The sequence below is a fragment of the Butyrivibrio sp. XPD2006 genome (genome assembly GCF_000420865.1).
In the GTDB taxonomy this organism is placed as follows: domain Bacteria; phylum Bacillota; class Clostridia; order Lachnospirales; family Lachnospiraceae; genus Butyrivibrio.
On sequence record NZ_ATVT01000005.1, the window covers coordinates 164,931 to 190,976 of the forward strand.

Here is a 26,046-nt window from a genome sequence, read left to right on the forward strand (position 1 = left end):
TAAATTATTTATCCTCGTCGTCGAAGAATTCTTCTGACTCGTCGGGGCCTTCTGCTGTTTCAGCCTTGGGCTCTTCCTTGGGCTCAGCAGCCTCTTTTGATTCGGAATCAGATGAAGTAGATGTGATATCTACGTATTTACGTGAACCGAACTTTGAGTCAGAACTTGCATCCTCGTCATCATCAAAGTCATCGAAATCGTCGAAATCATCGTCATCAAAGCTGTCAGCGATTTCCTCTTCTCTCTTGCTGAGATAATAATATGCTCCGGCTGCGGCAGCACCTGCAGCGGCACAGAATAAAACGAACTTACCGAATGCGTTGTTCTTGGACATTTTTAGCTCCCCTCCTGTTTCAAACGGTTATCTAAATTTTAATACAATTTGATTTTAAATAAAAGCCCTGAGTATTAAAATTTGATAAATAACGTAAAATCGTTTGAAGTGGTTTTATATAAATGGTAAACTAGTTTTAGACTGATGCAGTCAATACATTTGGAATGAGGATATTCCATGAACGACAGATTTTGGGAACTTAAAAAAGAGAAGCAGGACAGAATGATAAATTCAGCCCTAAAGGTCTTTTCCCAGTATGGCTACAAACACGCCAGCACTGATGAGATCGTTAAGGGAGCAGGCATCAGCAAGGGGCTTCTGTTCCATTATTTTGAGAGCAAGATCGGGCTATATGCCTTTCTTTATGACTATGCCACAAGGTTCGTGGCGCTGGAGCTTACAGCCAATGTAGAGAAGGATGAAAACAGGTACTATGAACTCTACAAGCAGATATTATCTGCCAAGGCCAATTCGATGTCCCAGTATCCCTATATATTCCTTTTTTTGAATAAGGCTGATGAAGAGACTGACAATGATGCACTCTCGGTCATAAGCGAGAGACGTGAGAAATATCAGAGAATCCTTCATGCCCTCAGGGAGAGAGCGGATATCACAGCATTTGTTCCGGGGATTGATTTTGAGAAGGTTGGGGTAATACTTGATTTTACAATTGATGGACTTATACAGAAATCCGTGCTTTCAGAGAATTTCAGGGCTGATTTCTTTTTGGAAGAGGCCACTGAGTATGTTGATATGATGCAGAATATGACATCATAAGAACAAGGAGGGTTATATGAGCAAGTTCTTAGTAGCAGGTGTTACACAGATTGAGACCATCGTAAGAGTTGACAAGATCCCTGTGAGCTATGCTCCTCTTACAAGCGTCGGCAACTCTATATTCACGGCTGTTGGCGGCGATGCTTATAACGAGTCTCTGGCCCTTAAATGGCTCGGGGACGAAGTCTGCTTCATGTCCATTGTAGGACGTATCTTTGATCTTGAGATGATCAATCCTCCGGACAGAAAGATCACTCTTTCAACCGAATACATCATTCCTCAGATGAAGGAAACACCCACAGAGGTTGTACTGTATGATAACAGTAGAAAACAGCAGATCTTTGAGGATATCAAGGACCTCAGAGAAAATGTGTATGATATGTCCATGGTTGCACCTATTGCTGAGAGCTGCGACATGATGGTCCTTGCCAATGCAAATTTCTGCAGACCTTTTGCCAAGGTTGCAGCAGAGCATCATAAGCCAATTGCAGTCAACATAAGGAACTACAACCCTGAGAAGGAAAAATACAACACGGATTTCCTTGAGCCGGCCAAGGTTCTTTACTTCAGTGATGATACTCTTGCGGAGGACCCGTATGAGTTTATTGATCGTATCTCAAAGACCTACGGAACGGAGATCATTATTCTTGGACAGGGCAGCGACGGACTTATTCTTTTTGATAAGACAAAAGACTTAAGGGTTCACTATAACACTGTGAAGACCAACGAGGTTGTCAACACAATCGGTGCCGGAAATGCGCTGTTTGCATGCTTCCTTCACTACTACATGGAGACCGGCGACAGTGTAAATGCCATCAAGAATGCGCTTTTATTTGCATCCTACAAGATCGGATATATGGGAACATCCAATGGATTCATGACAACAGAGCAGCTTGAGCAGTGGAGAAATCTGATCTGGGGAATCAAAAAAAGCGAATTTGAAGAGAATCAGAATTAATAGAAAAATTCTTGTATTGAAATCAAAAAATGTGGTAAAGTAGAGCTATGGAAACGTTACCGGTAACGGCGAAATTTCCGTAGCTCATTTAAACTGTAATCAGTTTTTCACGCAAAAGGAGAGGTCAGATATGGCAAAGACAAGCAATAAGTCCGGCAGAAGATGTGGTGTTTTACTTCCGATTTTTTCACTGCCTTCCAAGTACGGTATTGGAACTTTTTCAAAGGAAGCATACGAGTTTGTGGATTTTCTTAAGGAAGCCGGTCAGAGTTACTGGCAGCTGCTTCCATTGGGGCCGACAAGCTATGGAGACTCTCCTTATCAGTCATTCTCTACATTTGCGGGGAATCCTTATTTTATAGATATAACTTCACTGATTGAAGAAGGTCTTTTGACAGAAGAAGATGCTGATAAGTGCGACTTCGGCGGATCTGAGGAGTACATCGACTATGAGAAAATGTATAAATCGAGATTTGTGCTACTGAAAAAGGCATATGAAAATATCGATAAGGCAAAAAATGCAGCCGGGCTCAAGAAAGACTTTGAGGCCTTTAAGAAAAAACGTGAAAATGACTGGCTTTTGGATTATTCACTTTTCATGGCACTTAAGAACGATTACGACGGCAGAAGCTGGAATACCTGGGAGGAGAGCATCCGTCTCAGAAAGCCTGAGGCCATGAAGAAGGCAAAAGAGAAATATGCGCAGGAGATAGATTTTTACAGCTTCCTGCAGTTCCTGTTCCTTGAGCAGTGGACCAGGCTTAAAAAATATGCTAATGACAACGGAATTGAGATCATCGGTGATATTCCGATTTATGTAGCGTTTGACAGCGCAGATACATGGGCTAATCCACAGCTCTTCCAGCTGGACAAGAAGAACACGCCCATTGATGTGGCAGGATGCCCTCCGGATGCTTTCAGCGCTACCGGACAGCTCTGGGGAAATCCGCTGTACAAGTGGGATTATCACGAGAAGACGGGCTACAAGTGGTGGATGAAGAGAATCGAGCACTGCTACAGACTTTATGATGTTGTAAGGATTGACCATTTCCGTGGCTTTGATGAGTACTATGCAATTCCATACGGAGACCCTACAGCGGAGTTTGGTGAGTGGAGAAAAGGACCCGGATATAAGCTTTTCGAGACCATGAAAAAGGAACTCGGAGAGAAGAAGGTTATCGCGGAGGACCTTGGATTCCTTACACCTTCAGTAATAAGACTGGTTAAAAAGACAGGCTATCCGGGAATGAAGATCCTTCAGTTTGCCTTTGATTCCAGAGAGGAGAGCGACTATCTTCCTCACAACTACACCAGGAACTGCATCGTTTATACAGGAACCCACGATAACGACACTACAAGAAGCTGGTTTGACCATCTTCCGAGAGATGATAAGAAGTTTGCCAAGGAATACCTTGGAATCAAGACTGCCAAGGATGCTGTATGGGCAACTATCAGAGCAAGCTTTGCAAGTGTGTCGGATACTGTTATAATTCCTATGCAGGATTATCTGGAGCTTCCCGGCTATGCAAGGATTAATACGCCTTCAACCCTTGGCGGAAACTGGGTTTGGAGAATGAAGAAGGATGCTCTTTCACAGGAGCTTTGTAATAAGATGCATGACTTTGCCAGGATTTATCGCAGAACAGCTAAATAATTATTTTGGATGTGAGACATGTCAGAGATTACTATAGTTGAGATTGCCAGAAGGTGCGGTGTTGGTGTCAGCACCGTATCAAGGGCTATTAACAATCATTCGGATATCAATCCCGAAACCAAAAAGAGAATAATGGAGGTTATCAGGGAAACCGGCTATATCCCCAACAACAGTGCCAGAAACCTTAAGAGAACCGATGCCAAGTGTATCGCAGTTCTTGTAAGGGGAATCACCAATCCTTTCTTTGCGCCCATGATAGAAGTGGTTGAAAAGGAAGTGGAAGAGAGGAAATACGCCCTGGTCATAAGGCACGTTGAGTCCAATGAGGACGAAGTAGACGTGGCACTTGAGCTGGAGAAGGAAAAGAGACTTCGCGGAATCATCTTCATGGGCGGAGCTGCCAAGCATTCGGCTGATAAGATCAAGCAGCTCAATGTCCCTGCTGTGTTTGCTACAATCGGTTCCGATATTGCGGATGACCTCAGCAGAAATGAGTATTCCACCGTTTCTGTTGATGATGAAAAAGAGAGTTTCAAGGTTGTTGAGTATCTTATCGGCCTTGGACACAAGAAAATCGCTATCCTGACTGAGGGAAGTGATACACCTTCCATTGTTAAGCTTCGTTTTAAGGGGTACCTTGATGCACTCAAGAAGCACGGTATCAAGCCGGATGAGAAGCTTATCAGATACGTAGACCGCAGGATCTATACATTCGGCAACGGATATGAGACTACCAGGAATCTGATTGAATCGGGAGAGAAATTTACAGCAATCTACTGCATTTCCGATGTACTGGCAGTGGGAGCTTTGAGAGCTCTTGCTGATGCAGGAATCAGGGTACCTGACGATGTCAGCGTTGTCGGATATGACGGACAGGAGATCGCAGAGTACTGCGTACCAAGGCTCACTACACTCAGACAGCCCATGGTAGATATGGCTGAGGAAGCTATGAAGCTGCTGTTCAGCATTATCGACAAGGAGTCCGGACATAAGCATATTGTGTTCCCGGGTGAGCTTATTGTAGGAGAATCAACAAGGAAGATAAAGTGATGGAAAATCTGGAATATGAAGGATACATCGGAACAGTAAATTATGATGAGAAGTGCGATTATTACACCGGAGAGGTGAAGATTGACGATCGCATTTATACCTATGAAGGGGATACTCTTGAGGAACTTCAGGAGGACTTTGAGGATATAATTGATTCTGTTATCGCATTTGATGAGATGGATGATATAGATGAAGATGAGGAGTAATCGCAAGGAGTAATGAGAACTTGCAGTATATAATTCTATGTGCCTTCCCCCGCTTTGGGGATTGTAGCATAAAACGCCGGGCTATCAAGGACAAGCTAAAGTGCGCTAAAAAGCAGCGCATCCTTGAGAGCCCGGTGTTTTATGCATTTGGGTCACTAAGGGGGGAAGGCAGGAAGTGTAGTATCGGGACGGAAAAACGTGGCAATTGGAGAAATTCTTGTGCAAATTAAACTCAGGGTGGAGGAGGCCTGTGAGGTATGGGGTGTGGATTGTGGTATCCCTACTGTCCTAAAAGGAAAATTGAAAAAACACCGTAATGAAAAACAGGGCGATTAAGAGACGATACTGTCCTAGAGTGAAAACTACAAGTAGACAGTAGTGGAAAATGAGTAGATATGGGAAGACCTACTGTCCTAGGGGAAAAACTACAATAAGACAGTAGCAGGAGAAAAGTAGTTGTAGAAGACCTTACGGTCCTAGGAGAAAAACTATAATTAGACAGTAGTGGAGGGCGAGTGGGTATGAGAAGCTCTACTGTCCAATAGGGAACAATTAAAGTGGACAGTAGTGGGGAACAGATCTGAATGGTAAGCGCTACTGTCCTAAATGAAAAACTGTAAGTAGACTGTAGTGGAAGGGTATGGAGCATGAATAGAAGAGTTATGTGATAAAAGCGTACTGCTTTAATTGGATAAATTATTTCCACAAACTTAGGTTCAAATATGATATACTACCTATGTTTTTGGAGGTAATGTATGAAAGAAGCATTGGATATTTTTCTTAAATATGTTCTGCCGTTTTTAGTGGCATATTTCCTTAACATGATATTAAATAAAGTCCTCAGCAAGAAGACCCTCAGGGGCAAGCTTCACCTGATATTCTTAAAGGGTATCATACTGGCACTTATCTGGGCGGTTGCTGCACTTACGGCACTTAGCGGGATTCCGGCATTTTCCAAGACATGGGAGACTGCGGTGGCTTCTTCCGGAATTGCAGCTGTAGTACTCGGTCTTGCTGCCCAGTCGACTTTGGCCAATGTGTTTTCCGGAATTGCTCTTTCTGCATCCCATTCAAGACCCTTTGATATGGGAGACAGAATAAAGATAGACAGCTATGATCCGGGATTTGTCGAGGACATCACCCTCAGACATACAGTGATCAAGACATATCAGAATGAAATCATATATATCCCTAACTCAATAGTCGGTTCATCAACAATTGTGAACTATACACAGGAGCAGTCTTTCTCTTATCCGATAAGAGTGTCTGTTGCCTATGGAACAGATATGCAGAAGGCTATGGATGTTATCGCCGATACGATCAAGAATCATCCCAAGCACTACGGCAAAAGACCTGTCGTTTTATGCAAGAGCTGCGATGACAGCGGAGTAACACTGCAGGCGCTTGTTGAGACAGAGGATTTCAGGGACAATCCAAGGACATGTTCCGAGTGCCTTGTTGAGATAATGAAGAGATTTAAGGAAGAGGGAATCGAGATTCCTTACAACAAACTTGTGCTTTTACAGGGAGAGGAGTAAACAACACTTTACAAAATACAGGTAATCTGTTTATACTACTTTGTCTGATAAATAACTGTGATTATATGGGAGGTGACATTACCGCATGGTTGCAGTTGGTAACTATTGATTTATTTATGGAGGAAACCAACAATGAACAAAACAACCAACAAAACACTTTACATTGCACACGCGGCAATCATTGCAGCACTTTATGTGGTGCTCACAGCCCTTGCTGCAGGATTTGATCTTGCAAGCGGTGCTATTCAGGTGAGATTTTCGGAATGTCTTACAGTCCTTCCTTTTTTTACACCGGCAGCAGTACCCGGCGTAGTAATAGGATGCCTTATTTCAAACATCTTTTTTGGCGGAGCTCTTCCTGATATTATCTTTGGAACTCTGGCCACACTTATTGGCGCAATCGGAACATATATGCTCAGAAAGAACAGATTCCTTTGTTCTGTACCGCCTGTAGTTTCAAATGCGCTTATCATTCCTTTTGTACTTAAGTATGCATATGCTTTACCGGGAACACTCTGGTTTTTTGCACTTACAGTAGGAGCAGGAGAGATCATTACCTGCGTTTTCTTTGGACAGATCCTTATTTCGGCGCTCCTTCCGTTCAGAAATAAAATATTCGGAAACGGTTCAGAGGCCGTTAAGAAAACAAAATAATAACAATTTGAGGGGTATGGTATGGGTAAGTTATATTTCAGGTATGGAGCTATGGGGAGTTCCAAGACTGCAAATGCACTGATGGTCAGGTACAACTATATCGAGAAGGGCCAGAACTGTATTCTGCTAAAGCCCGGCATCGAGAACAGAGACGGAGAGAAGGTAGTAAGATCCAGGATGGGACTTGAGGCTGAGTGTACCTTCGTAGAGGAATTCCTTGACGAAGTTGTAAACGAGTGGTTCACCAAGAAGTCAGATTCATGGAAGAAACTTGACTGTGTTCTTGTGGATGAGGCCCAGTTCCTTACTGAAGAACAGGTTGACCTTCTGGCTGAGGTTGTAGACAGATATGACCTTCCGGTTATCTGTTACGGCCTTAGAACAGATTTTACAAGTCATCTGTTTACAGGCTCCAAGCGTCTTATGGAGATTGCCAATTACATCGAAGAAGTTCCTACCGTATGCTGGTGCGGGCGAAGAGCTCACTTTAACGCAAGAGTATGCAATGGTAAGATAGTAAGAGATGGTGAGCAGATCATGATGGGAGGCAATGAATCCTACGTATCTGTCTGCAGAAGACATTACCTCAGCGGAGAAGTTAACGGAGTCCGTGAAAGAGATATACAGGAATAAACAGTGAAAACAATAAGCCCGAGTGGAGTCATTTCCACCCGGGCATTTTTGTTTTTGTGCATTATGTGGTTATAGTGCGGCCAGATCAAGCTGCTGAACCAATCCGACACCTCCGCTTTCCCGGAGGAAGACACCGGAGGACCTCATCATGGCTGCTGTGAGGAAATCAGAATTATGATGTGTAAATTCTGTTTCTGCATTGCCAAGATATATAGCTCCCACATCAGATTCTTTTAAACTGAGAAGACTGTCTGTACCATCTTCATTTCTGATCCAAATGCTGAGCTTTTCGTATATCTCGTCATTTTCATCAATCCATCCGTTGCCATCTTTGTCGTAGGCTGCAAGGTCAGCAAAACCGTTACCGCTCTTTGTTCCAAACAGTTCTGAGCCGTCACCTATCTTGCCGTCGCCGTTCTTGTCATAGGCCAAAAAACCGGAGCCTTTTCCAAGATTTGATATCTTTTCCTCCTGTCCGTCACAATCCAGATCAAAGAAGAAAGACTGATCACTTATGTGTGTCACGTCACTGCCAACATTGATTACCAGAGGGTCAATTAAACTTACGGCGCTTGCTACACTCATGCCGGCATATTCTGTGAGGCGCCTGGACATTGAGAAGCTGACTCCAAAGTCAATTGATCTTCCGTCTTCAGTGAGAGCTGTGCCCGTTCCGCTAAAGGTGGTCTCTTCAGCTTCCGTATGAGTCATGGATACTGTGGTGACTCTGACGAAGGAATTTTCTGTCAACATGTTTGCGGTGTTTGACAGAGTCTGTTTAAAGCCTTTCGACTGACCATCACCTCCGAACATCTGGAGAAGTCGGAGTATCCTGTCCAGAAGAGATGCCCTTAGTTCAGAAATCTGATCCTCAAGCGCGGACTCAAAAGTACTGAGATACTCAGTCTTGGAAGGCTTAAAGGAAGTGTATGTTTCACTTCCCAGAGCAGTAGATTCAGCATCACCTACTGCTTCGTCACTCAGTTCGAGGGTATCAAGTTTCTTTTCCTGATTCTGCAGACTTTCAAGAAAAGACCCTCTGGTCATGGTACCGCTCTGAACTGAGATCTTGTTCTCTTCGTAGTAATTGCGCGAGGAGACAAGGTGCACATTACTTTGCGCAATTTTCATGGTACCTCCTTTGGGGGATATGAAGGCGCCATCTTGCATCCCGGGGCTGCAAAGAGTGTGCTGTCTTTTATTCTGTACACACAGGTGCACATCTGCAAAAGCCCATTTTGGCCGCAAAAAAAGGACCTCCATATCGATGAAGTTGTAACTCATCCATGAAGATCCATGCTTTCCGTAGCGTTCATTACTTATATCGGAATATGGCTTTGTAATCCTTATAGCATGAGCAGAAGACTAAATATTCTGACAATAATATTAAAAATGATAAAAGAAATAACCCCCTGGGGGCTTAAAAAATGACCGCTCTTATGGCTGTAGGCACTGTGGGCTGCGCAGATAATGCAGCAAATAATGCAGAAAACACAGGAAGCGAACAGGTTCAGCAGGCTGCTCCCGCTGATGCTCAGCAGACTGAGAGTACATCAGATGGACCCAAGATCCTTAAGACAGCAGCTTCCTTTGCATATCCAAGTCTTGATGTTCACAAGGAATACTATGGATGGTACACATCAATTTACGGTGTGTCAGAGGCTTTTTTCAAGATGGATGATAAGATGACTGCAGCTCCATGCCTGGCCGAGGATGCAGTAGCTGACGGAAGTGTATGGACAATCACACTCAAAGATGGTGTAGCATTCTCTAACGGCACACCACTTACTTCTGAGATGGTTATAAAGAACCTTTAATAAGGCGGTGTAGCTTAGTCTGTTAAATGACTTCAAAAAAATCAATAAATACTCCACTAAAAGGGGTATTTGTTGATTTTTTTTACATATAGAATAGTCTACAAATCTATTGACCGGAGGGATTATTATGTCTGTACATGTTATTGATGAAGCTAACCGTTGTCTGCAGTGTCCAAACCCAAGGTGCAGGGAGAATGGCTGTCCTATTCACACCAATATTCCTGAGATGATAAGGCTCTTTAAAGAAAACCGAATGATGGAAGCAGCGCAGATGCTTTTTGAGAACAACCCTCTCTCAATGGTGTGCTCACTGGTATGTAACCATGAGAACCAGTGCGAGGGTAACTGTGTCAGGGGAATCAAGGGTGAACCTGTTCACATATCATCCATAGAGAATTATATTTCCGACTCATGCTTTGAGAGGCTTGAGCTTAAACCGGCTCCCGCAAACGGAATGAAGGCGGCGGTTATAGGGGCAGGACCGGCAGGTATCACGATCGCAATAATATTGGCTCTTAAGGGATATTCAATAACCATTTTTGAAACTCACGACAAGATAGGCGGAATACTGCGCTATGGCATTCCTGAGTTCAGACTTCCAAAGTCAATATTGGACAGATATTACAAAAAGATGCGTGAGCTTGGCATAAAGTTCAGACCTAATTTTTCTATTGGCGGATCCACCGGAGTACAGGATCTTTTAAATGACGGCTATAAGAGTGTATTTATCGGCACAGGTGCCTGGAAGCCCAGAAAGCTCGGGATTCCCGGTGAGACCTTCGGAAATGTCTTTTACGCCATCAATTACCTGAATAATCCTGATGTGTATGAGCTGGGCGATAAGGTTGCCATAATAGGTGCCGGAAATGCTGCAATGGATGTGGCAAGGACAGCCATAAGGCACGGCGCAAAAGAGGTTGTGGTCTATGTAAGAGGTGATGAAGTCAGCGCATCCAAGGCTGAGTTTGAGTACGCAAAGGTGGACGGAGTAAGGTTCGAATACAGAAAGGCCATTGTACGCATAGAGGACGAAGGTGCTGTTTTCTGTGATATGATCCCCGATGAGGAGGAGATTGCCAGGATGCAGGAAAGAGGCGAAGAAGTAAAGAGAACACCTTTCAGGATCCTTCCGGAAACTGAGCATCCTATTGCGGCTGACAGCATCATGATAGCCATATCTCAGGTTCCGCAGGACCGTATCGTCACTCATGAAAAAGAGCTAAAGCTAAACGATAAAGGAAATCTTGCGACCAACGATAAGGGAGAAACTTCGCTGCCCGGTGTTTTTGCTTCGGGCGATGTGGTGACAGGAGCTAAGACAGTTGTAGCTGCAGTAGCTGTATCCAAGCAGATAGCGGAGGATATGGATAAATACATGAAGGAAAATGTATAAGTTTATATACTTTAGCACTGTGACACGATAGAGCTTGATTTTGAAGGAATCTGTCCGTATAATTGACACGGAAACTGGTAATTTTATTGGTAGTTAAAAGTGGAGCAGATATGAGTTGGGAAGAGTACGTTAGGAAGGTTGTGCCATACACACCCGGCGAGCAGCCTAAGATAAAGAACATAATAAAGCTAAATACAAATGAAAATCCATATCCGCCATCACCTCTGGTGTATAAGGCCTATGAGGAGACTGAGCTTTCTGACTTCAGGAAATATCCTGATCCTACCTGCTCGGTACTGGTGGATTCCATCGCATCTTTTTATGATGTAAAAAAAGAGAATGTCTTTGTGGGAGTGGGCTCTGACGATGTACTGTCCATGGCTTTCCTCACATTCTTTAATTCGGATAAGCCGGTTCTTTTCCCGGATATAACATATTCGTTTTATGACGTGTGGGCCGATCTGTACAGGATTCCTTACAAGCAGATGCCGTTAAAGGATGATTTCACAATTGATCCTGCGGATTACTACGGTGAGAACGGCGGAGTTGTTATTGCCAATCCCAATGCGCCTACAGGAGTTAAGCTTCCTCTTGATGCCATTGAGGATATCATCAGTCACAACAGGGACGTAGTTGTCATCATCGATGAGGCATACGTTGATTTTGGGGCTGAGAGTGCGCTTCCTCTTATAGATAAGTACGACAATCTCCTTGTGGTAAGAACTTATTCCAAGTCAAGGTCACTGGCAGGACTTCGAATCGGATACGCTTTTGGATGTGAGAAGCTCATTAAGTACATTCTGGACGCCAAGTTCTCTTTTAACTCATATACAATGAACATGCCCTCTCTTATACTCGGGGCAGCAGCCATGAACGACAGGGAGTACTTTGAGGAGACAACCGCCAAGGTTGTGGCTACAAGGGAGCGCGTAAAGGTACAGCTTAAAGAGCTTGGATTTGAGTTTGGGGATTCGAGGGCGAACTTCATTTTTGCTCGTCATCCTGAAAAGGCAGGCAAAGATATATTTGATTATTTGCGTGCTCATGATATAATAGTGCGTCGCTTTGATAAGCCAAGGATTAACGAATATTTGAGAATTTCCATCGGTACGGACGAGGAGATGGACAGGCTCATAGAGGTTTTAAAAGAATATCTTGGCAAATAATTTATGAGGAGTAATTATGTTAGCATTTTTTAAAGAGTCACTGATCGGACAGTATATAACAGTTTTTATTGTATCAATGGTTCCACTTATTGAGCTCAGAGGAGCTATTCCTATTGCTCATGGCTTTAATCTGACGGGAACAGGATTCAATCTGATCCTTGGATATGTCCTTATTGCAATAGGTAACATGATCCCGGTTCCGCTCATCTATTTCTTCGCAAGAAAGGTTCTTGAGTGGGGAAAAGACAAACCGGTTATCGGTAAGTTCTTCACCTTCTGCCTTGAAAAGGGAGAAAAGGGTGGACAGAAGCTTCAGGCTAAGGCAGGACAGGGATTGTTCGTAGCACTTATGCTTTTTGTAGGAATTCCGCTTCCCGGAACAGGAGCATGGACAGGAACTCTTGCAGCCAGCATCCTGGATATGGACTTCAAGAAGACGGTAACCGCTGTTATCTGCGGAATTGCACTGGCAGCTGTGATCGTAAGTGTTGTTTCAGCACTTGGATTTGGAGCATATGTAGGAATCAAAGGCTGATTGCTTTAGTTGATGAAGGGCATTGCTTTACGCCCTGACAGGAGAATATAAATGGAAGCATATACAGATTTTGCAGCAGTATATGATACCTTCATGGATGAGACCCCATACGAAGTATGGGGTACTTTTGTTGCAGGACTTATTGAGAAATACGGCATTTCGAAGCCAGTAAGGTCAGATGCCGGTCAGGGAAAAGAGCTCTCGGAAGGATATGATACCGCTGAAGACTCCGAGCAGGCTCTTGATGAGGAGAAAAATCTTGTGGTTGAGCTGGGATGCGGAACAGGTTCTTTTACGCAGGAACTTTATAAGCTTGGCTATGACATCATGGGAATTGACTTGTCTCCTGAGATGCTTAATCTTGCAAGGCAAAAGAGCGCTGAAGCGGGGATTGACATCATGTACCTGGAGCAGGATATGAGGGAGCTCGACCTTTACTGCACAGCAGGAACTATAGTCAGTGTCTGTGACAGCATAAATTATGTGCTGGAGGACCAGGAGGTTATCGATACCTTTAAGCTGGTGAATAATTTCCTTTATCCGGGTGGCCTTTTCATATTTGATTTCAATACGCTGCACAAATACAGAGATGTGATCGGCGATACAACAATTGCTGAGAACAGAGAAGACTGCAGCTTCATCTGGGATAATTACTATCATGAGGATGACCATGTAAACGAGTATGATCTGACGATCTTTGCCAGGTGTGATGAGAAGGATGAGGTCTTCAGAAGATCGGTGGAGACGCATTTCCAGAGAGGGTATACCTTGGATGAGATGAAGGAATTTGTGGAAAAGGCAGGACTTGAGTTTATTGAAGCCATCGATGCGGATACGCATGAAGCGCCAACAGACGACAGTGAGAGAATATACATAATTGCCAGAGAGCAAGGGAAATAAACAGACAGAATGTAAAAAGACCACAGCGCAGGCTGTGGTCTTCTTTGCTTATGAAAATCAGATCTCAATTGTACCTTCAAATACGGTGGTTCCGGGGCCTTCCATGATGACGGGGGAATTTCCGTCGCCGTTCCATGAGCAGGTTACGATGCCGCCAAGGACGTGAACATTGACCTTAGTATCGGTAAGGCCGTTTAAGATGCAGGCTACGGTTGTTGCACAGCATCCTGTGCCGCAGGCAAGGGTCTCACCGGTTCCGCGCTCCCAGACTCTCATGTGAACATTGTTTTTGTCGTCTATCTTTACAAATTCAGTGTTTGTGCGGTTCGGGAAGAAGGAGTGATTTTCAAATTCAGGTCCGATCTTCTCGATGTCGAATGTTGCAAGATCCATGTCATCCGGAAGGAAAACCACAGCGTGGGGATTACCCATTGATACGCAGGTTATCTCCCAGTCATTTCCGGCAGCAGTAATAGGTGCTCTGAAGCATACGTCTGATGGAATGTTTGAAAGACCGGCATCAGGCAGGTTGTCATAGCCGTTTGAAACGGTTACAGGAACCTGCGGAGCGCTTAGAATCGGAGCTCCCATGTCTACTTTGACGCGCTCTACAAGATTATTGTCGTTAACTGTAAGGTCGATAAATTTCTTTTTACCTGCACTTACTATGGTAAGGCTCTTCTTGTCAGTGAGACGGTGGTCATACACATACTTGGCCACACATCTGATGCCGTTTCCGCACATCTCGGATCTTGAGCCGTCTGCGTTATACATTTCCATTTCAAAATCAACAGAAGGGTCATCCACAGGATTTATGAATATAAGCCCGTCTGAGCCAATCCCGAAGTGGCGGTCTGAAACCTTAATGGCCAGTTCGGATTTCTTTTCCTGAGGTACAAGCTCTTTTCCCCCGTCAATATAAACGTAGTCGTTTCCACAACCGTGCATCTTGGTAAAATTGATCTTCATATACTCCTCCGATGTCATTTATTAAGTATGGGCCTTGCGATGTGAACGTTAAAGAACTCGATGAGAGGCCCCATGAAAAATGCAGTGATAATGGTTCCGATTCCGGCGATGGTGGGTATCTGAGAAACTGAGCCGCCGGCAAGAAGGAACAGCACACATCCCAGGATTACGCACACGATATCGGTGATGATCCTGACATACTGGAACTTGCCCTTCTTCCAGGTGTTGACGATGATCAGCGCCACGGCATCATAAGTTGACACACCAAGGTCGGCAGTCATGTAAAAGGCTGAGCCGAAGCAAATGATAACAACGCCTATAACCAGGCAGGCCACGCGAACGGGAATTGACGGATCCACGATGACTGTCTGAAGAAATGCATAAGTAAACTGTGTGATATATCCAAGCAGGAACAGGTTGATAAAGGTCGCTATCCCGATATAGTGCCTGTCGAATATGAGAGCGAACAAAAGAAGAACCGCATTGGCAATCACATAAAGCGTGCCAAAATCAATGGGCACAAGCGCATCAAGACCAGCCATAAAGGACTGAAAAGGATCAACGCCCAGAGCTGCTATTTTAAATATTCCGACGCTGATGGCGCAGATGATGACTCCAAAGAGAGTCATGGCAGTTCTCTTTGGGAGCTTGTCTATGCTCATAATGCTCTTAAAGATTTTATTCATATGCGTCAGTGTCTCCTATCTTTGCATAATTATTTAAATACATAATAATGGTTTAATCTTTCGGTGTCTACGCGATAGTTGCCATATTTTGCCTAATATATTAAAATAGATTGATTGTATGTAGATTTACTGCATACATTTAATTTTTTTGTGAGAACTTTAGAAACAGGAGAAATAACTATGGCATTATTAAAACAGTGGCGCGACATGGCGTATTCTGAGACTGCCAACAAGGGCGATCTTCAGAGACTTTGGACAGATTATTTCCAGAAGGAAAAAGACATCTATGCTGAGCTTTTAAAGAACCCTGATGAGGTTGTTAAGGGCACAGTTAAAGAGCTTGCTGACAAGTTCGGAATTGATGTTATGACAATGACAGGCTTCCTTGACGGAATCAACGACAGCCTTAAGGAGCAGAATCCTATCGAGGAGATGGAAGAGGATACAGAGGTTAACCTCGGCTTTGAGAAGGAGCTCCTTTACAAGAACATGGTAAATGCCGGAGCAGACTGGCTTTACAACCTTCCTGAGTGGGAGGAAATTTTTGATGAGGCTAAGAGAAAAGAGCTCTACAAGGAAGAGAAGGCTTCTCATACCATCAGAAAAGAGAACAAAGTATATCCTAACGATCCATGCCCTTGCGGAAGCGGCAAGAAGTACAAGAAGTGCCACGGCAGAGCTTGATCTATAAAAAACGAAGCTTCCCCGTGAGCAGAACACCTGGTAGGTGTAATCCGCGGGAGCAAATAAAAAACAATCAAAGAGAAGCTTTCCCCGGTAGGGATTGCTAAAAGGAGAAAGAAATGACAAAAGAAGAGTTTAAAGAAGTTTACCGCCACTCGTTGGCACACATCCTCGCCAAGGCCGTTATCGAGCTTTACGGCAAGGAAGTTCAGTATGCGATCGGACCACAGATCGATGACGGATGCTACTATGATTTCGTGCTTCCCAAGGCTGTGACCCAGGATGATTTCAAGACCATCGAGGATAAGATGAGAGAGATCATCAAGAGAAGAGAAGACTGGACAAGGAAGGAAGTTTCAAGGGCAGAGGCACTTGAAATCTTCAAGGATCAGAAGTTCAAGACCGAACTTATCAATGACCTTCCTGAGGATGAAACTCTTACAGTTTACTATACAGGTGAGGATTTCGTAGACCTCTGCAGAGGACCTCACGTAGATAATTCACAGGAACTTATGAATGTTTCCTACCAGCTTAAGAGCGTATCCGGTGCTTACTGGAGAGGAGATGAGAAGAGAGATCAGCTCTCAAGAATTTATGTATATGCTTTCCAGACCAAGGATGAGCTCAAGCAGCACATCAAGATGATCCAGGAAGCTATGGAGAGAGATCACAAGAAGATCGGTGCTCAGCTTGATCTGTTCATGTTTGATGAGACAGCTCCCGGAATGCCTTACTGGCTTCCAAGAGGATGGAAGATGTACCAGGCGCTCCTCAAGTACTCAAGAGAGGTACAGGAGAGACACGGTTACACTGAGATTGCAGCTCCTCTTATCAACAACAAGAAGCTTTGGCTTATCAGCGGACACTGGGCTCACTATGTAAACAACATGTTCATGGTTCCCGGACTTGAGGGAATGGTTAAGGCTGATGCAAATATCCCTGAGGTATACGAGAACTACAGAGATGCAGATGAGACACCCAAGCCTGTTAAGATCCAGGCAGGTTCCATGATCTACAACCGTGAGCTTGAGGACACAATGGCAGCTAAGCCTATGAACTGTCCTAACGCCATGATGACATACAGAAGAACCAATCACTCCTACAAAGAGCTCCCTATCAGATACAGTGAGTACGATGTACTTCACCGTAAGGAGAAGTCAGGACAGATGAACGGACTTTTCCGTGTTCAGGAGTTCAGACAGGATGATGACCATACATTCGTAATGGAGTCACAGATCAAGGAGGAGATTGCAGACGTAATCGCAATCGCTGACGAGATCTACTCAACATTCGGTGTTACTTACAGAGCAGAGTTCTCAACAAGACCTGAGGACTTCATGGGTGACATCGAGGTTTGGAACAGAGCTGAGGCTGCTCTTAAGGAAATCCTTGATGAGAAGTACGGTGAGGGCGGATACGAGATCAACGAGGGAGACGGTGCTTTCTACGGACCTAAGATCGACCTCCAGATCAAGGATGCTCTTGGAAGAGAGTGGCAGTGCGGAACAGTACAGCTTGACTTCCAGCTTCCTCACAATTTCGGACTTACATACCAGGCACAGGACGGCACAATGCAGATGCCTGTTGTTATCCACAGAGCTATCTACGGTTCACTTGAGAGATTCATCGGTATCATCATCGAGAACTTCAAGGGTGTATTCCCGTTCTGGCTCAGCCCATATCAGGTAGGTATCGTTCCTATCAGAGTTGAGCACAACGAGTACGCGCAGAAGGTTGAGAAGGCTCTTATGGATGCAGGAATCCGTGTAGAAGCTGATTACTCCGACAACAACATGAAGGAGAAGATTAAGAAATACAAGAACTACAAGGATCCATACATCATCGTTGTAGGTGACAAGGAAGCTGCTGAGAACACTGTATCAATCAATGTTCGCGGTTCCAACAAGCAGATTCAGAACGTTCCTCTTGATGAGCTTGTCAAGATGTGCACCAAGATGAACAATGAGCATTCACTTGAACTTATTGATTCATATGAGGCATAATATTTAAGAATGATTCAGGCACAGCACTTTTGTGTTGTGCCTGTTGTTTGTTACGAGGCTAAAATGACAAAAAGGACTAAGATAACGGCAATGCAGCATTTGGGGCTTATCTTCTTTGCCGCTGCAATCTATTGCCTGATCAGATCCATAACTTTATCACTTACTACGGACATCTGGTACGACGAACTCTTTACCATGGAGTTCTCCGCGAGACCGGTAAAAGAGCTGATAGGACTTACTGCAAGGGATGTACATCCGCCCTTTTACTACATGATAGTCAGGTTCTTTGTACTTTTGTGCAACGGACTTGGGCTTGTGGGGGACGGCCCAATGCAGCTTGGTGCAGAGTCGATTGCCAAGCTCGTGTCTGTGCTTCCGTTTTTTATACTGCTGATATATGCGGCTACAAATATCAGAAAGCGCTTCGGTATTCTTCCGGCAGGGATGTTCTCTTTTGCTATAATAACCATGCCGCAGATGCCTGAGTATACCACTGAGATTCGCATGTACAGCTGGGCGGTGCTGTTTGTTACGGCAGCCATGCTTCACGGATTTAACCTTCTGTGCTGCATTATGGGAAGAGAGAAGCAGGGATGGGATATTCCCGATGGCATCATGTTGTGGCTGTATACCACAGCAGCTGCCTATACCCATTACTATGCTGCTTTTTGCATTGGGATCATCTATGGCATTCTTGTTATCTGGATGCTGGTCTACTATATTCGTGTTGCCGGCAAGAAAACTGACGGAAGTATAAGCCTTAAGGCAGCAGCTACGCTGATTGTGGCGCTCAACCTTACTGTTGCGTCTTATATTCCGTGGGTATCATCTCTTTTGTCACAGGTTGGTGCAGTCAAGGCAAATTACTGGATACAACCAGTGGGGCTTCGGAGTATCGGCAGTGCCATCAAGCATCTGTTCAAGGGGTATTTTATCAATGAAACACTTGCAGTGGTGATCGCTGTACTTTTCTTTGTGCTGATAACCTTCCTGTTTGTCAGGACTGTGATCAGAACCGTTTCGGGAAAAGAGCTGACAGATGCACTTACGTTGTTCTCGTTCTCGGTACTCCCGCTTGTTGTAATAGCAGGACTTGTAGCATCCGCGATTATCAGACCTGTATTCGTGAACAGGTATATGATCCCGGCTTACGGGTGTTTCTGGCTCGCGGTTTCTGTTATGGCATCGTATGAAATAGATCTGGTTTACAAGAGGGCGAAGGGACAGCTCTTAGGGAAGATAGCAGGCGTTGTTCTGGCAGTCATTATGATCATCGTGGGAGCTGTTGATTTCAAGGCTTTTATCGGCAATGAAGAATACCGCATGGTCAACATTGAGAAGACTCTTGATATGCTTTCCGGAATCAGTAATGATACGATCATTATCAGTAATTTTGAGCACGTTCAGGGTCTTTTATCCTACTACCTCAACAAAGGTGACGATGAGTATAAGGTTTATCTGTATGCTGCAGAGTCGGAGAAGCTGATTGAAGAGACGGTTCCGGGCCTTGAGACCATCGAGGATTCTATTGATATAGCCAATTATCTTGATGCAGGCAAAAAGGTCCTTTTCCTTGGAAGCTTTAACGCCAGGGAGGTGATTCTTCAGGAATGGAATGATGAGTATTCGATCACTTCCGAGAATGAGGGAAGTTACCTCATGGAGAGATACTGGTTTGATGTTTTCAGACTTAGCAGATAAATTGATTTCGGAGACGTTATGAAAAGAAAAGTTTTAGGTATAGTAATGGCTTTTGTCATGATCATTATGACAATGCTTTGTACAAATTCAGAGGTGCTTGCGGAAGACGAGCTTAAGGAGGCCGGATTCTGCAGTTTTGTGGTGCCTTCGCAGTTTACCCCAAGCTCGGTAAAGGGTCTTTTCATAAACAAGGATCACCCTATGGAGTCATCTACTATTCAGTACAGCGTATATTACAACAAGCTTGACGTGATACTGACCAACAGGGAGAAGGCAGCTCTTGCCGAAATAAATGAGCCCAAGGTTACAGATAAATCTACAGATCTTACAAAAGATATCTATCAGGAAACCATCTCTGCTGCTTATAACAGTGAATATGGTGAAGACGTTGGATATTCCGTCAGCTCTTTTGACAAAATAAATATTGACGGTTATCCGGGATACAGGATTGAAGCAAGTTTCCGTGCAACTGACCAGGAAACTGTATATCAGACTGTATATATGCTTCTGTCCAGGTACAGGACTTTCACAATCACTTTCCAGAGAGCAGAAGATGATGACTGTCAGGACGCATTTTCAGAGTGTCAGTCCACTATCCATGTACATTAAACCGTTAATTGTGTTATCATTAATGTATGTATGACAAGCTAACGCAGCTGATATCAAACGGCGACTACAATGAAGCTTTATATGAGTTTCAGGAGGAGTTTTTTCACATCGATGAGAGAACTCCTGAAGAGGCTGCCAAATTATGCATTCTGGAGGCTTCGCTCTGGGAGGTTTTGAGCGACAGCCAGGCAGAGTTTGATGCTATTGCCAGAGGTCTTTCATACAATCCGGGAGATTACGAGCTCTTTTACATGCTGGGGCTCTATTTCCTGAATCTGAATATAAATCAGGCATTTCTGTGTATGGAGATGGCGGCGTTTTACTGCAACGACGACACCGACAGGGAAGTGATCCTGGATACGCTTGCGGAGCTTAAGAATACACCTGCAGTCAGAGTCAGGAATACCAGCATCATGATCCTTTCATACAATGATCTGGAGATCATGAAGGACTGCATTAAGTCCGTGGAGAATTTCTGTCCGGCCGGAACCTTTGAAGTTGTGGTGGTGGACAACGCATCAACTGAGGAAGGCGTTAGGGAGTATCTTCGCGAAAAAAGAGACAGCGCAGATTACCCGTTTATTCTCATCGAAAATAAAGAGAATGTCGGCTTCCCCAAGGGATGTAACATCGGCGCAGCTGCATGCAACAAGAACAATGACATTTTCTTTTTGAACAATGACGCGGTGCTCATGCAGAATTCGCTGTTTTTCCTGAGAATGGGGCTTTATGACAGCAGAAATGTAGGGGCATGCGGGCCATTTACCAACAGCGGGTCACTTCAGGAAATAGATACGAGTGAGCTCTGGGATGATAAGCCCTCTTATAAAGAGGCTGTGGAAATATTCAGGGAGTATGCGAAGAAAAACGCTGTTCCTAAGCACAACTCATATATAAAGAGATTCAGACTGACCGGATTTGCTCTGCTTTTATCAAGGGATGCAATTCCTTTGGTGGCAGCGGATGGTCGGGTGTTTGATGAAGCTTTTTCACCTGCTTACTTTGAAGATGATGATCTGGGAATCCGTCTTGCGAGGGCAGGATTTGTTCAGTATCTCTGCGAAAGCAGCTATATTTATCACAACGGCGGAAACGGATCCTTTGGTGCTTCAAAGGGCATGGAGGAAGGACGTCAGAGATTTATCGATAAATGGGGATTTGATATCTGGGGATATTCACTTCCCTGGTTTGAGGCTGCAGATGCTGTTATAGAACTTGCAAAAGAGAGAAGAGGACATCTTAAGGTGCTTGACTTTACGTGCGGCTTTGGTGCTACGGCGTCATATATAAAGAGCCGCTGCCCGGGGGTATTTATAGCCGGAGTTTGCAGGACCTCTTTTGAAGCGGGGATTGCAAAGCAGATGGTTGACGATGTTGTATACGGCGAACTGAACACCGTTAGACTCCCGTGGAAGAGCCATTCCTTTGATGTGGTACTTGCCGAGACAATCTTTGTTAACAGGGCAAGGATAGGTGAGATGCTCAGAGAAGGTGGGATACATATAGGCAATGATCAGGAGGAAACAAAATGATCTGTCCAAAATGCGGAAAACCCTTACCCGGTGATATGAATATGAGTATTCGTTTCTGTCCGCTGTGCGGGGAGAGACTTTTTGATGCCGGCAAAAAATACCTGATAGAAATCCAATGTGTCGGGCAGCGGGAAGGCGATAATGCTGTTATGATGGTATTTATTGATGACCGTCAGATGTATGAGGCCAAGGCCGGTGACAGTATATATATTGCAGTTGAAGCCGGATTTCATTCAATTAAATTCAGGCAAAAGATAAGGAGCAGGATCATAACGCTTCTTGTGAATTGTAACTATGTGCTAAAACCTTATTTTAACAGCCTTTCAGGTCTGATTGAAACGAACGTCAATAAAGTCGAGGGATCAAGCGGCGGAATGACTCCCAAAAGTCTGGGAGACAAGAAGATCACCAATCCTGTAATGGTTACGGAAGAAGGAGAAAAAGCCTTTGATATACTGCTTGGAGATGATGATCCTGAGTATGAATTCAGGGCAACAAGCGGTCTGAAAGAAGGAATTCTGAGAGTATATTCCGAGAGATGCGAATTCAGTACCGAGGGACAGTTTAAAAAAGAGGTTGTCCAGTATAAGAATGTAGTGTCAGTTAAGCGTAAAATGGGCTCTTTGGACATAGAATGTGCAGGAAATGTACATAAAGTTTATAGTATTCCGAAAGATATCTACAATGAAGTTATGGCATTTTTGACTAATAGAATCAGCGAAGTTCAGGGAACACCGTAGTTTAGATAGAAAGCGGAAACCAAAAAACATACATAATAGTGTGTAATATTGCAAACAAACAGTGCTTTGGTGCTGTTTGTTTTTTCGTTAACATTTTGAAAATTCTGCTTTTCAGATTTGATGTGGGATTGGTTAGTTGACGTTAAAAAGTCTTTTATTGTAGCAATGAATTGTGAAAAAAGTGTGAACACTTTTGCAAATTCTTGTGATGTAATGCAATTTCGTTAAAATGCCAAAAATCCGTGGGCAAACTCTATAAAAATTTATTGGAAAATTCCCCCAAAAAGTGAATGACGAAAAAACGTCTATGTGTTATTCTATTGAATGCAAAAGAAAGAGATTTCACAAGAAAAAATATGATAGGAGGTAGCGACGCATGACAAAGGCTGAAATTCTTAAAAGAGAAATTCTTTCACAGTATAAAAGTGTTAGACAGTTTGCAATAGATATGTCTATTCCATACAGCACACTTGTAACAGCATTAGATAGGGGGATTGAGGGGATGGCTTACGGAACAGTAATCAAAATGTGTGATCGTCTTAATCTTAATCCGGTTGACTTCTCAACACTTGAGCAGGGTACAGACCTTGGCAAGAAGATCGTTGAGAACCGTGTAATGCAGCAGTATGTTAAGCTTAACAAAGCCGGAAGAAAGAAGATCCTCGACATGATGGGAGATTTCTCACAGCTTGACAAGTATCAGGCAGATTAAGCAGAACTACCATTAGTCACATCAGATGACACAGCAAAAAGACTCTGTGGTATAATTATCCGCAGAGTCTTTTTTTGATTTTTGGAGGAATTATTATGCATTACGATTATCTGGTAGTTGGTGCGGGATTGTTTGGAGCAGTCTTTGCAAGGCAGATGAAGGAAAAGGGCAAGACTGTTCTTGTGATAGACAGAAGAGACCACATAGGCGGAAATGTTTACACAGAAAACAGAATGGGCATCAACGTTCACAAATACGGAGCTCATATCTTCCATACATCTGATAAAGAGGTCTGGGATTATGTAAATGAATTCGCTGAGTTCAACAACTACATCAACAGCCCGGTGGCTGTATATAAAGATGAGCTTTACAATCTTCCTTTCAACATGAACACCTTCAGCAAGATGTGGGGTATCAAAACACCCGATGAAGCCAGGGAGATAATAAACACTCAGGCAGAGAAAGAAAAAGAGCGCATAAAGAGTGAGAAAGGTGCTGCCGAGTTTGAGGCAGAGAATCTTGAGGAACAGGCACTCAGCCTTGCGGGACGTGATATATATGAAAAGCTCGTCAAGGGATACACTGAGAAGCAGTGGGGAAGAGACTGCAAGGAACTTCCGGCTTTTATTATCCAGCGCCTTCCGATGAGATTTATTTATGATAACAACTACTTTAATGACCGCTATCAGGGAATTCCCATCGGTGGATACACAGGACTGGTTGAGAGGATCCTCGAAGGAATAGAGGTGAAGACCGGCACTGATTATTACGACTTCATAAAGCTTGAAGACGGACTTCCGGTCAAGCCTTTTGCATCTGTCAGCGGTGATGCTTTTGACAAGATTCTGTTTACAGGAATGATAGATGAATTCTTTGGATATAAGCTTGGCACTCTGGAGTACAGGTCACTCAGATTTGAGACAGAGGATCTTCCGGAGGTTGACAACTATCAGGGCAATGCGGTTGTAAACTATACCGAGAGGGAAATCCCCTACACCAGAATAATTGAGCACAAGCACTTTGAATACGGAACAGGTAAGGGTACCATCATTACCAGAGAGTATCCTGCTGACTGGAAACACGGCGATGAACCTTACTATCCGATGAACGACACCAAGAACAACGAGCTTTACGCCAAGTACAAAGAGCTTGCCGATGACTTTAACGATGTATATTTCGGAGGAAGACTCGGACAGTACAAGTACTACAATATGGACAGGATTATCCGTGAAGCTCTTGATATGAGCAGATCAGTTAAATAAAGACAAAAATCAAGCCCCCAGGTTTATGTAGCCTGGGGGCTTGCTGCTACCGGAACGTTCACCGGCAGCTATATTATTTCAAGTCGTCCCCTCTGCAGCGGGGAGACTTAAGCGCCTTTGACAGCGCTTAACAATAATTGTTGAACATCATTCCCGAATATTCGCTCGTTATGTAAGGCGACGAGTAATCACGGTTGTCGGGATTTTTGTAATTTACAACCGGACGATCCACATATTTCATGGGGTCTACCGATATGTCTTTTGTCTTATCAATAAGAGCATCCGCAAATTTGTTGATGGGTTCTAAGGCTTCCATGCTGCTTCCGCCGGAAACTGCCTGCTTGAGCATCTCGTCATCAACGGAAAGATTGCCGTTTCCTTCCAGTCTGACGCCTAAATCCTCAACATTGCTGAGATACTGCTGTGCAATGCCGATGACTTCGGACCGGAGTTTGGAACCCTTGAACTTGTCATCCGCTATTCCGGAAGCTTCTTCTATGAAGCTGTTGTAATTATCTATCAGTGATACCACATGCTGCATCAAAGCTTCGTTGTCTTTCTTGATGCCTACATGGATAGGTGATCCGGCTTCTGTCAGAGAGTGCAGCGTGATATCAAATTTACCACCCACTGTAAAGTGATTGGAAACGGATACCTTGTCCTCGCCGTTTAAGGTGAAGTGTGCGTTGGTGGCGGGCTCTGCGACTTTATCAAGTCCCAGATAATCTACCGAACCCTTTGCCAGCGGCGTATCTGCTTCGTAGATTTCAAACTGACTGACCTGTCCGGGTTTTAGTCCTGTATGGCTGGACTGTATCTCCAGAGCCGATCTGTTACCGTCTTCTATTATCCGGGCATTGAGACCGATATTTGCTTTATTTATCAGCGTCTCAAGCTTCTTTTGGACATCTATATTGGTGTCGGTGTTGTAAATACTGTACTGGAACTCGAATTCCTGTCCGTTGATCCTGACATCAAAAGCATAATTATTTGGCGAAAGACCTGTGGAATCCTTAGGAATCAGATGACCTCTGTTAACCTGACTGGTCGCCAGCTGTGTTGCCTCTATGTCAAAACCGATGGCTCCGATATCCTGTTCCGGAGTCTTGCCGATATAGTTTGCCGAAACCTTATCTTCATCGGTGGTAAAAGCAGAAGAGTGATTGAGGGAAGATTTTTCCTCATGATCACTAAGCCTCTTGATACTGCCCTGAAGCGCTCGGGCTTTTTCTTTTATACCTATCGCATCGTTTCTTGATGCGTCATCGTCTGTAAGTAGATAAAGAGGGGACTTCTTGTTGATTTTTGCAATTGACTTATACACATCCCTAAGCTCATCCTTACGATGCGCGTCGGCCTGTGTAACATCCTTGGACACGTAGTCCTGTATGAAATGGTTGTAAGCACCATTAAAAGATATGCCTGCCATAATGCCCCTCCTTTCTTCCTTGATATACGTACGAGTCCTTCTCTCTACCAATCCTTTGGTATCAGTCGCACGAGGGCATATTTAGCCACGTTTAGTTACCCTTA

27 protein-coding genes are annotated in these 26,046 nt (G+C 44.0%); 22 read left to right on the top strand and 5 right to left on the bottom strand.

Annotated features, from left to right (window positions below):
- Window positions 1-4: 4 nt before the first annotated feature.
- Complete coding sequence (locus G590_RS18770; RefSeq protein ID WP_022765082.1) at window positions 5-334, bottom strand: hypothetical protein; 330 nt, start codon at window positions 332-334, stop codon at window positions 5-7.
- A gap of 177 nt (window positions 335-511) precedes the next feature.
- Between G590_RS18770 and G590_RS18775 the strand changes: the two genes are divergently transcribed.
- The 9 genes from G590_RS18775 to G590_RS0107700 all read left to right on the top strand — a co-directional run bounded on the left by G590_RS18775 (window position 512) and on the right by G590_RS0107700 (window position 7,804).
- A complete protein-coding gene (locus G590_RS18775) occupies window positions 512-1,111 on the top strand; it encodes a TetR/AcrR family transcriptional regulator (RefSeq protein ID WP_022765083.1) in 600 nt (199 codons plus the stop codon).
- Window positions 1,112-1,127: 16 nt separating this feature from the next.
- The gene (locus G590_RS0107665; RefSeq protein ID WP_022765084.1) at window positions 1,128-2,069 is read left to right on the top strand and encodes a carbohydrate kinase family protein; all 942 of its coding nucleotides are present in this window, start codon (window positions 1,128-1,130) and stop codon (window positions 2,067-2,069) included.
- Between the two features lie 130 nt (window positions 2,070-2,199).
- Complete coding sequence (malQ, locus tag G590_RS0107670; RefSeq protein WP_022765085.1) at window positions 2,200-3,723, top strand: 4-alpha-glucanotransferase; 1,524 nt, start codon at window positions 2,200-2,202, stop codon at window positions 3,721-3,723.
- Window positions 3,724-3,741: 18 nt separating this feature from the next.
- The gene (locus tag G590_RS0107675) at window positions 3,742-4,773 is read left to right on the top strand and encodes a LacI family DNA-binding transcriptional regulator (RefSeq protein ID WP_022765086.1); all 1,032 of its coding nucleotides are present in this window, start codon (window positions 3,742-3,744) and stop codon (window positions 4,771-4,773) included.
- Entirely contained in the window at window positions 4,773-4,979 is a 207-nt protein-coding gene (locus G590_RS18780) for a hypothetical protein (protein WP_022765087.1), read from the top strand. The genes G590_RS0107675 and G590_RS18780 overlap by 1 nt, the downstream gene beginning before the upstream one ends.
- A gap of 198 nt (window positions 4,980-5,177) precedes the next feature.
- Window positions 5,178-5,315, top strand: a complete 138-nt coding sequence (locus tag G590_RS21295) for a hypothetical protein (protein ID WP_022765088.1) — start codon at window positions 5,178-5,180, stop codon at window positions 5,313-5,315.
- Between the two features lie 419 nt (window positions 5,316-5,734).
- The gene (locus tag G590_RS0107690; protein WP_022765089.1) at window positions 5,735-6,517 is read left to right on the top strand and encodes a mechanosensitive ion channel family protein; all 783 of its coding nucleotides are present in this window, start codon (window positions 5,735-5,737) and stop codon (window positions 6,515-6,517) included.
- Window positions 6,518-6,649: 132 nt separating this feature from the next.
- Window positions 6,650-7,171: a QueT transporter family protein gene (locus tag G590_RS0107695; RefSeq protein WP_022765090.1), complete on the top strand. Its 522-nt coding sequence runs from the start codon at window positions 6,650-6,652 to the stop codon at window positions 7,169-7,171.
- Between the two features lie 21 nt (window positions 7,172-7,192).
- On the top strand, window positions 7,193-7,804 hold the full coding sequence (locus G590_RS0107700) for a thymidine kinase (protein WP_022765091.1): 612 nt from the start codon (window positions 7,193-7,195) through the stop codon (window positions 7,802-7,804).
- Window positions 7,805-7,873: 69 nt separating this feature from the next.
- On the opposite strand, the gene G590_RS20515 is transcribed toward G590_RS0107700, so the two are convergent.
- Window positions 7,874-8,935 carry a hypothetical protein gene (locus G590_RS20515; RefSeq protein WP_022765092.1) on the bottom strand — a complete coding sequence of 354 codons (1,062 nt, stop codon included), beginning with the start codon at window positions 8,933-8,935 and terminating at the stop codon, window positions 7,874-7,876.
- Window positions 8,936-9,231: 296 nt separating this feature from the next.
- Between G590_RS20515 and G590_RS0107715 the strand changes: the two genes are divergently transcribed.
- From G590_RS0107715 to G590_RS0107735, 5 genes are all read left to right on the top strand, one after another.
- Window positions 9,232-9,621 (top strand): ABC transporter substrate-binding protein, encoded by a 390-nt coding sequence (locus G590_RS0107715; protein ID WP_022765094.1) that lies wholly within the window; start codon window positions 9,232-9,234, stop codon window positions 9,619-9,621.
- 127 nt (window positions 9,622-9,748) lie between these two features.
- Entirely contained in the window at window positions 9,749-11,014 is a 1,266-nt protein-coding gene (locus tag G590_RS0107720; protein WP_022765095.1) for an NAD(P)-dependent oxidoreductase, read from the top strand.
- A gap of 110 nt (window positions 11,015-11,124) precedes the next feature.
- The gene (hisC, locus tag G590_RS0107725; RefSeq protein ID WP_022765096.1) at window positions 11,125-12,180 is read left to right on the top strand and encodes a histidinol-phosphate transaminase; all 1,056 of its coding nucleotides are present in this window, start codon (window positions 11,125-11,127) and stop codon (window positions 12,178-12,180) included.
- A gap of 16 nt (window positions 12,181-12,196) precedes the next feature.
- Window positions 12,197-12,715: a small multi-drug export protein gene (locus tag G590_RS0107730; RefSeq protein ID WP_022765097.1), complete on the top strand. Its 519-nt coding sequence runs from the start codon at window positions 12,197-12,199 to the stop codon at window positions 12,713-12,715.
- A 51-nt stretch (window positions 12,716-12,766) separates the two neighbouring features.
- Window positions 12,767-13,615 carry a class I SAM-dependent DNA methyltransferase gene (locus G590_RS0107735; RefSeq protein WP_022765098.1) on the top strand — a complete coding sequence of 283 codons (849 nt, stop codon included), beginning with the start codon at window positions 12,767-12,769 and terminating at the stop codon, window positions 13,613-13,615.
- 57 nt (window positions 13,616-13,672) lie between these two features.
- On the opposite strand, the gene dapF is transcribed toward G590_RS0107735, so the two are convergent.
- Together dapF and G590_RS0107745 are read right to left on the bottom strand one after the other, a co-directional pair.
- The gene (dapF, locus tag G590_RS0107740) at window positions 13,673-14,578 is read right to left on the bottom strand and encodes a diaminopimelate epimerase (protein ID WP_081641022.1); all 906 of its coding nucleotides are present in this window, start codon (window positions 14,576-14,578) and stop codon (window positions 13,673-13,675) included.
- A 20-nt stretch (window positions 14,579-14,598) separates the two neighbouring features.
- Window positions 14,599-15,270 (bottom strand): YczE/YyaS/YitT family protein, encoded by a 672-nt coding sequence (locus G590_RS0107745; RefSeq protein WP_022765100.1) that lies wholly within the window; start codon window positions 15,268-15,270, stop codon window positions 14,599-14,601.
- Window positions 15,271-15,450: 180 nt separating this feature from the next.
- On the opposite strand from G590_RS0107745, the gene G590_RS0107750 reads away from it, so the two are divergent.
- The 8 genes from G590_RS0107750 (at window position 15,451) to glf (ending at window position 24,513) form a co-directional block, all read left to right on the top strand.
- Entirely contained in the window at window positions 15,451-15,954 is a 504-nt protein-coding gene (locus G590_RS0107750; protein ID WP_022765101.1) for an SEC-C metal-binding domain-containing protein, read from the top strand.
- Between the two features lie 119 nt (window positions 15,955-16,073).
- A complete protein-coding gene (gene thrS / locus G590_RS0107755) occupies window positions 16,074-17,957 on the top strand; it encodes a threonine--tRNA ligase (RefSeq protein WP_022765102.1) in 1,884 nt (627 codons plus the stop codon).
- 63 nt (window positions 17,958-18,020) lie between these two features.
- A complete protein-coding gene (locus G590_RS0107760; protein ID WP_155828736.1) occupies window positions 18,021-19,658 on the top strand; it encodes a hypothetical protein in 1,638 nt (545 codons plus the stop codon).
- A gap of 18 nt (window positions 19,659-19,676) precedes the next feature.
- Window positions 19,677-20,267 (top strand): hypothetical protein, encoded by a 591-nt coding sequence (locus tag G590_RS0107765; RefSeq protein ID WP_022765104.1) that lies wholly within the window; start codon window positions 19,677-19,679, stop codon window positions 20,265-20,267.
- Between the two features lie 26 nt (window positions 20,268-20,293).
- Complete coding sequence (locus G590_RS0107770) at window positions 20,294-21,799, top strand: glycosyltransferase family 2 protein (protein WP_022765105.1); 1,506 nt, start codon at window positions 20,294-20,296, stop codon at window positions 21,797-21,799.
- Window positions 21,796-22,539: a hypothetical protein gene (locus tag G590_RS0107775; protein ID WP_022765106.1), complete on the top strand. Its 744-nt coding sequence runs from the start codon at window positions 21,796-21,798 to the stop codon at window positions 22,537-22,539. Before G590_RS0107770 ends, G590_RS0107775 begins: the two co-directional genes overlap by 4 nt.
- 376 nt (window positions 22,540-22,915) lie before the next feature.
- Window positions 22,916-23,251 (top strand): hypothetical protein, encoded by a 336-nt coding sequence (locus G590_RS0107780; protein ID WP_022765107.1) that lies wholly within the window; start codon window positions 22,916-22,918, stop codon window positions 23,249-23,251.
- A 95-nt stretch (window positions 23,252-23,346) separates the two neighbouring features.
- Window positions 23,347-24,513 carry a UDP-galactopyranose mutase gene (glf, locus tag G590_RS0107785; protein ID WP_022765108.1) on the top strand — a complete coding sequence of 389 codons (1,167 nt, stop codon included), beginning with the start codon at window positions 23,347-23,349 and terminating at the stop codon, window positions 24,511-24,513.
- A gap of 127 nt (window positions 24,514-24,640) precedes the next feature.
- On the opposite strand, the gene fliD is transcribed toward glf, so the two are convergent.
- Complete coding sequence (gene fliD / locus G590_RS0107790) at window positions 24,641-25,942, bottom strand: flagellar filament capping protein FliD (RefSeq protein ID WP_022765109.1); 1,302 nt, start codon at window positions 25,940-25,942, stop codon at window positions 24,641-24,643.
- Window positions 25,943-26,046 lie beyond the last annotated feature (104 nt).

What these genes read in the sequence shown, in the direction of transcription:
- G590_RS0107735 (WP_022765098.1), top strand. Translation starts at nt 12,767, where the DNA reads ATGGAAGCATATACAGATTTTGCAGCAGTATATGATACCTTCATGGAT.
- G590_RS18775 (WP_022765083.1), top strand. Translation starts at nt 512, where the DNA reads ATGAACGACAGATTTTGGGAACTTAAAAAAGAGAAGCAGGACAGAATG.
- G590_RS0107775 (WP_022765106.1), top strand. Translation starts at nt 21,796, where the DNA reads ATGATCTGTCCAAAATGCGGAAAACCCTTACCCGGTGATATGAATATG.
- thrS (WP_022765102.1), top strand. Translation starts at nt 16,074, where the DNA reads ATGACAAAAGAAGAGTTTAAAGAAGTTTACCGCCACTCGTTGGCACAC.
- glf (WP_022765108.1), top strand. Translation starts at nt 23,347, where the DNA reads ATGCATTACGATTATCTGGTAGTTGGTGCGGGATTGTTTGGAGCAGTC.
- hisC (WP_022765096.1), top strand. Translation starts at nt 11,125, where the DNA reads ATGAGTTGGGAAGAGTACGTTAGGAAGGTTGTGCCATACACACCCGGC.
- G590_RS0107770 (WP_022765105.1), top strand. Translation starts at nt 20,294, where the DNA reads ATGTATGACAAGCTAACGCAGCTGATATCAAACGGCGACTACAATGAA.
- G590_RS0107780 (WP_022765107.1), top strand. Translation starts at nt 22,916, where the DNA reads ATGACAAAGGCTGAAATTCTTAAAAGAGAAATTCTTTCACAGTATAAA.
- G590_RS0107690 (WP_022765089.1), top strand. Translation starts at nt 5,735, where the DNA reads ATGAAAGAAGCATTGGATATTTTTCTTAAATATGTTCTGCCGTTTTTA.
- G590_RS0107665 (WP_022765084.1), top strand. Translation starts at nt 1,128, where the DNA reads ATGAGCAAGTTCTTAGTAGCAGGTGTTACACAGATTGAGACCATCGTA.
- fliD (WP_022765109.1), bottom strand. Translation starts at nt 25,942, where the DNA reads ATGGCAGGCATATCTTTTAATGGTGCTTACAACCATTTCATACAGGAC.
- G590_RS0107700 (WP_022765091.1), top strand. Translation starts at nt 7,193, where the DNA reads ATGGGTAAGTTATATTTCAGGTATGGAGCTATGGGGAGTTCCAAGACT.
- G590_RS20515 (WP_022765092.1), bottom strand. Translation starts at nt 8,935, where the DNA reads ATGAAAATTGCGCAAAGTAATGTGCACCTTGTCTCCTCGCGCAATTAC.
- G590_RS0107715 (WP_022765094.1), top strand. Translation starts at nt 9,232, where the DNA reads ATGACCGCTCTTATGGCTGTAGGCACTGTGGGCTGCGCAGATAATGCA.
- malQ (WP_022765085.1), top strand. Translation starts at nt 2,200, where the DNA reads ATGGCAAAGACAAGCAATAAGTCCGGCAGAAGATGTGGTGTTTTACTT.
- G590_RS18780 (WP_022765087.1), top strand. Translation starts at nt 4,773, where the DNA reads ATGGAAAATCTGGAATATGAAGGATACATCGGAACAGTAAATTATGAT.
- G590_RS0107765 (WP_022765104.1), top strand. Translation starts at nt 19,677, where the DNA reads ATGAAAAGAAAAGTTTTAGGTATAGTAATGGCTTTTGTCATGATCATT.
- G590_RS0107730 (WP_022765097.1), top strand. Translation starts at nt 12,197, where the DNA reads ATGTTAGCATTTTTTAAAGAGTCACTGATCGGACAGTATATAACAGTT.
- G590_RS0107675 (WP_022765086.1), top strand. Translation starts at nt 3,742, where the DNA reads ATGTCAGAGATTACTATAGTTGAGATTGCCAGAAGGTGCGGTGTTGGT.
- G590_RS0107750 (WP_022765101.1), top strand. Translation starts at nt 15,451, where the DNA reads ATGGCATTATTAAAACAGTGGCGCGACATGGCGTATTCTGAGACTGCC.
- G590_RS0107695 (WP_022765090.1), top strand. Translation starts at nt 6,650, where the DNA reads ATGAACAAAACAACCAACAAAACACTTTACATTGCACACGCGGCAATC.
- G590_RS0107760 (WP_155828736.1), top strand. Translation starts at nt 18,021, where the DNA reads ATGACAAAAAGGACTAAGATAACGGCAATGCAGCATTTGGGGCTTATC.
- G590_RS0107720 (WP_022765095.1), top strand. Translation starts at nt 9,749, where the DNA reads ATGTCTGTACATGTTATTGATGAAGCTAACCGTTGTCTGCAGTGTCCA.
- G590_RS0107745 (WP_022765100.1), bottom strand. Translation starts at nt 15,270, where the DNA reads ATGAATAAAATCTTTAAGAGCATTATGAGCATAGACAAGCTCCCAAAG.
- G590_RS18770 (WP_022765082.1), bottom strand. Translation starts at nt 334, where the DNA reads ATGTCCAAGAACAACGCATTCGGTAAGTTCGTTTTATTCTGTGCCGCT.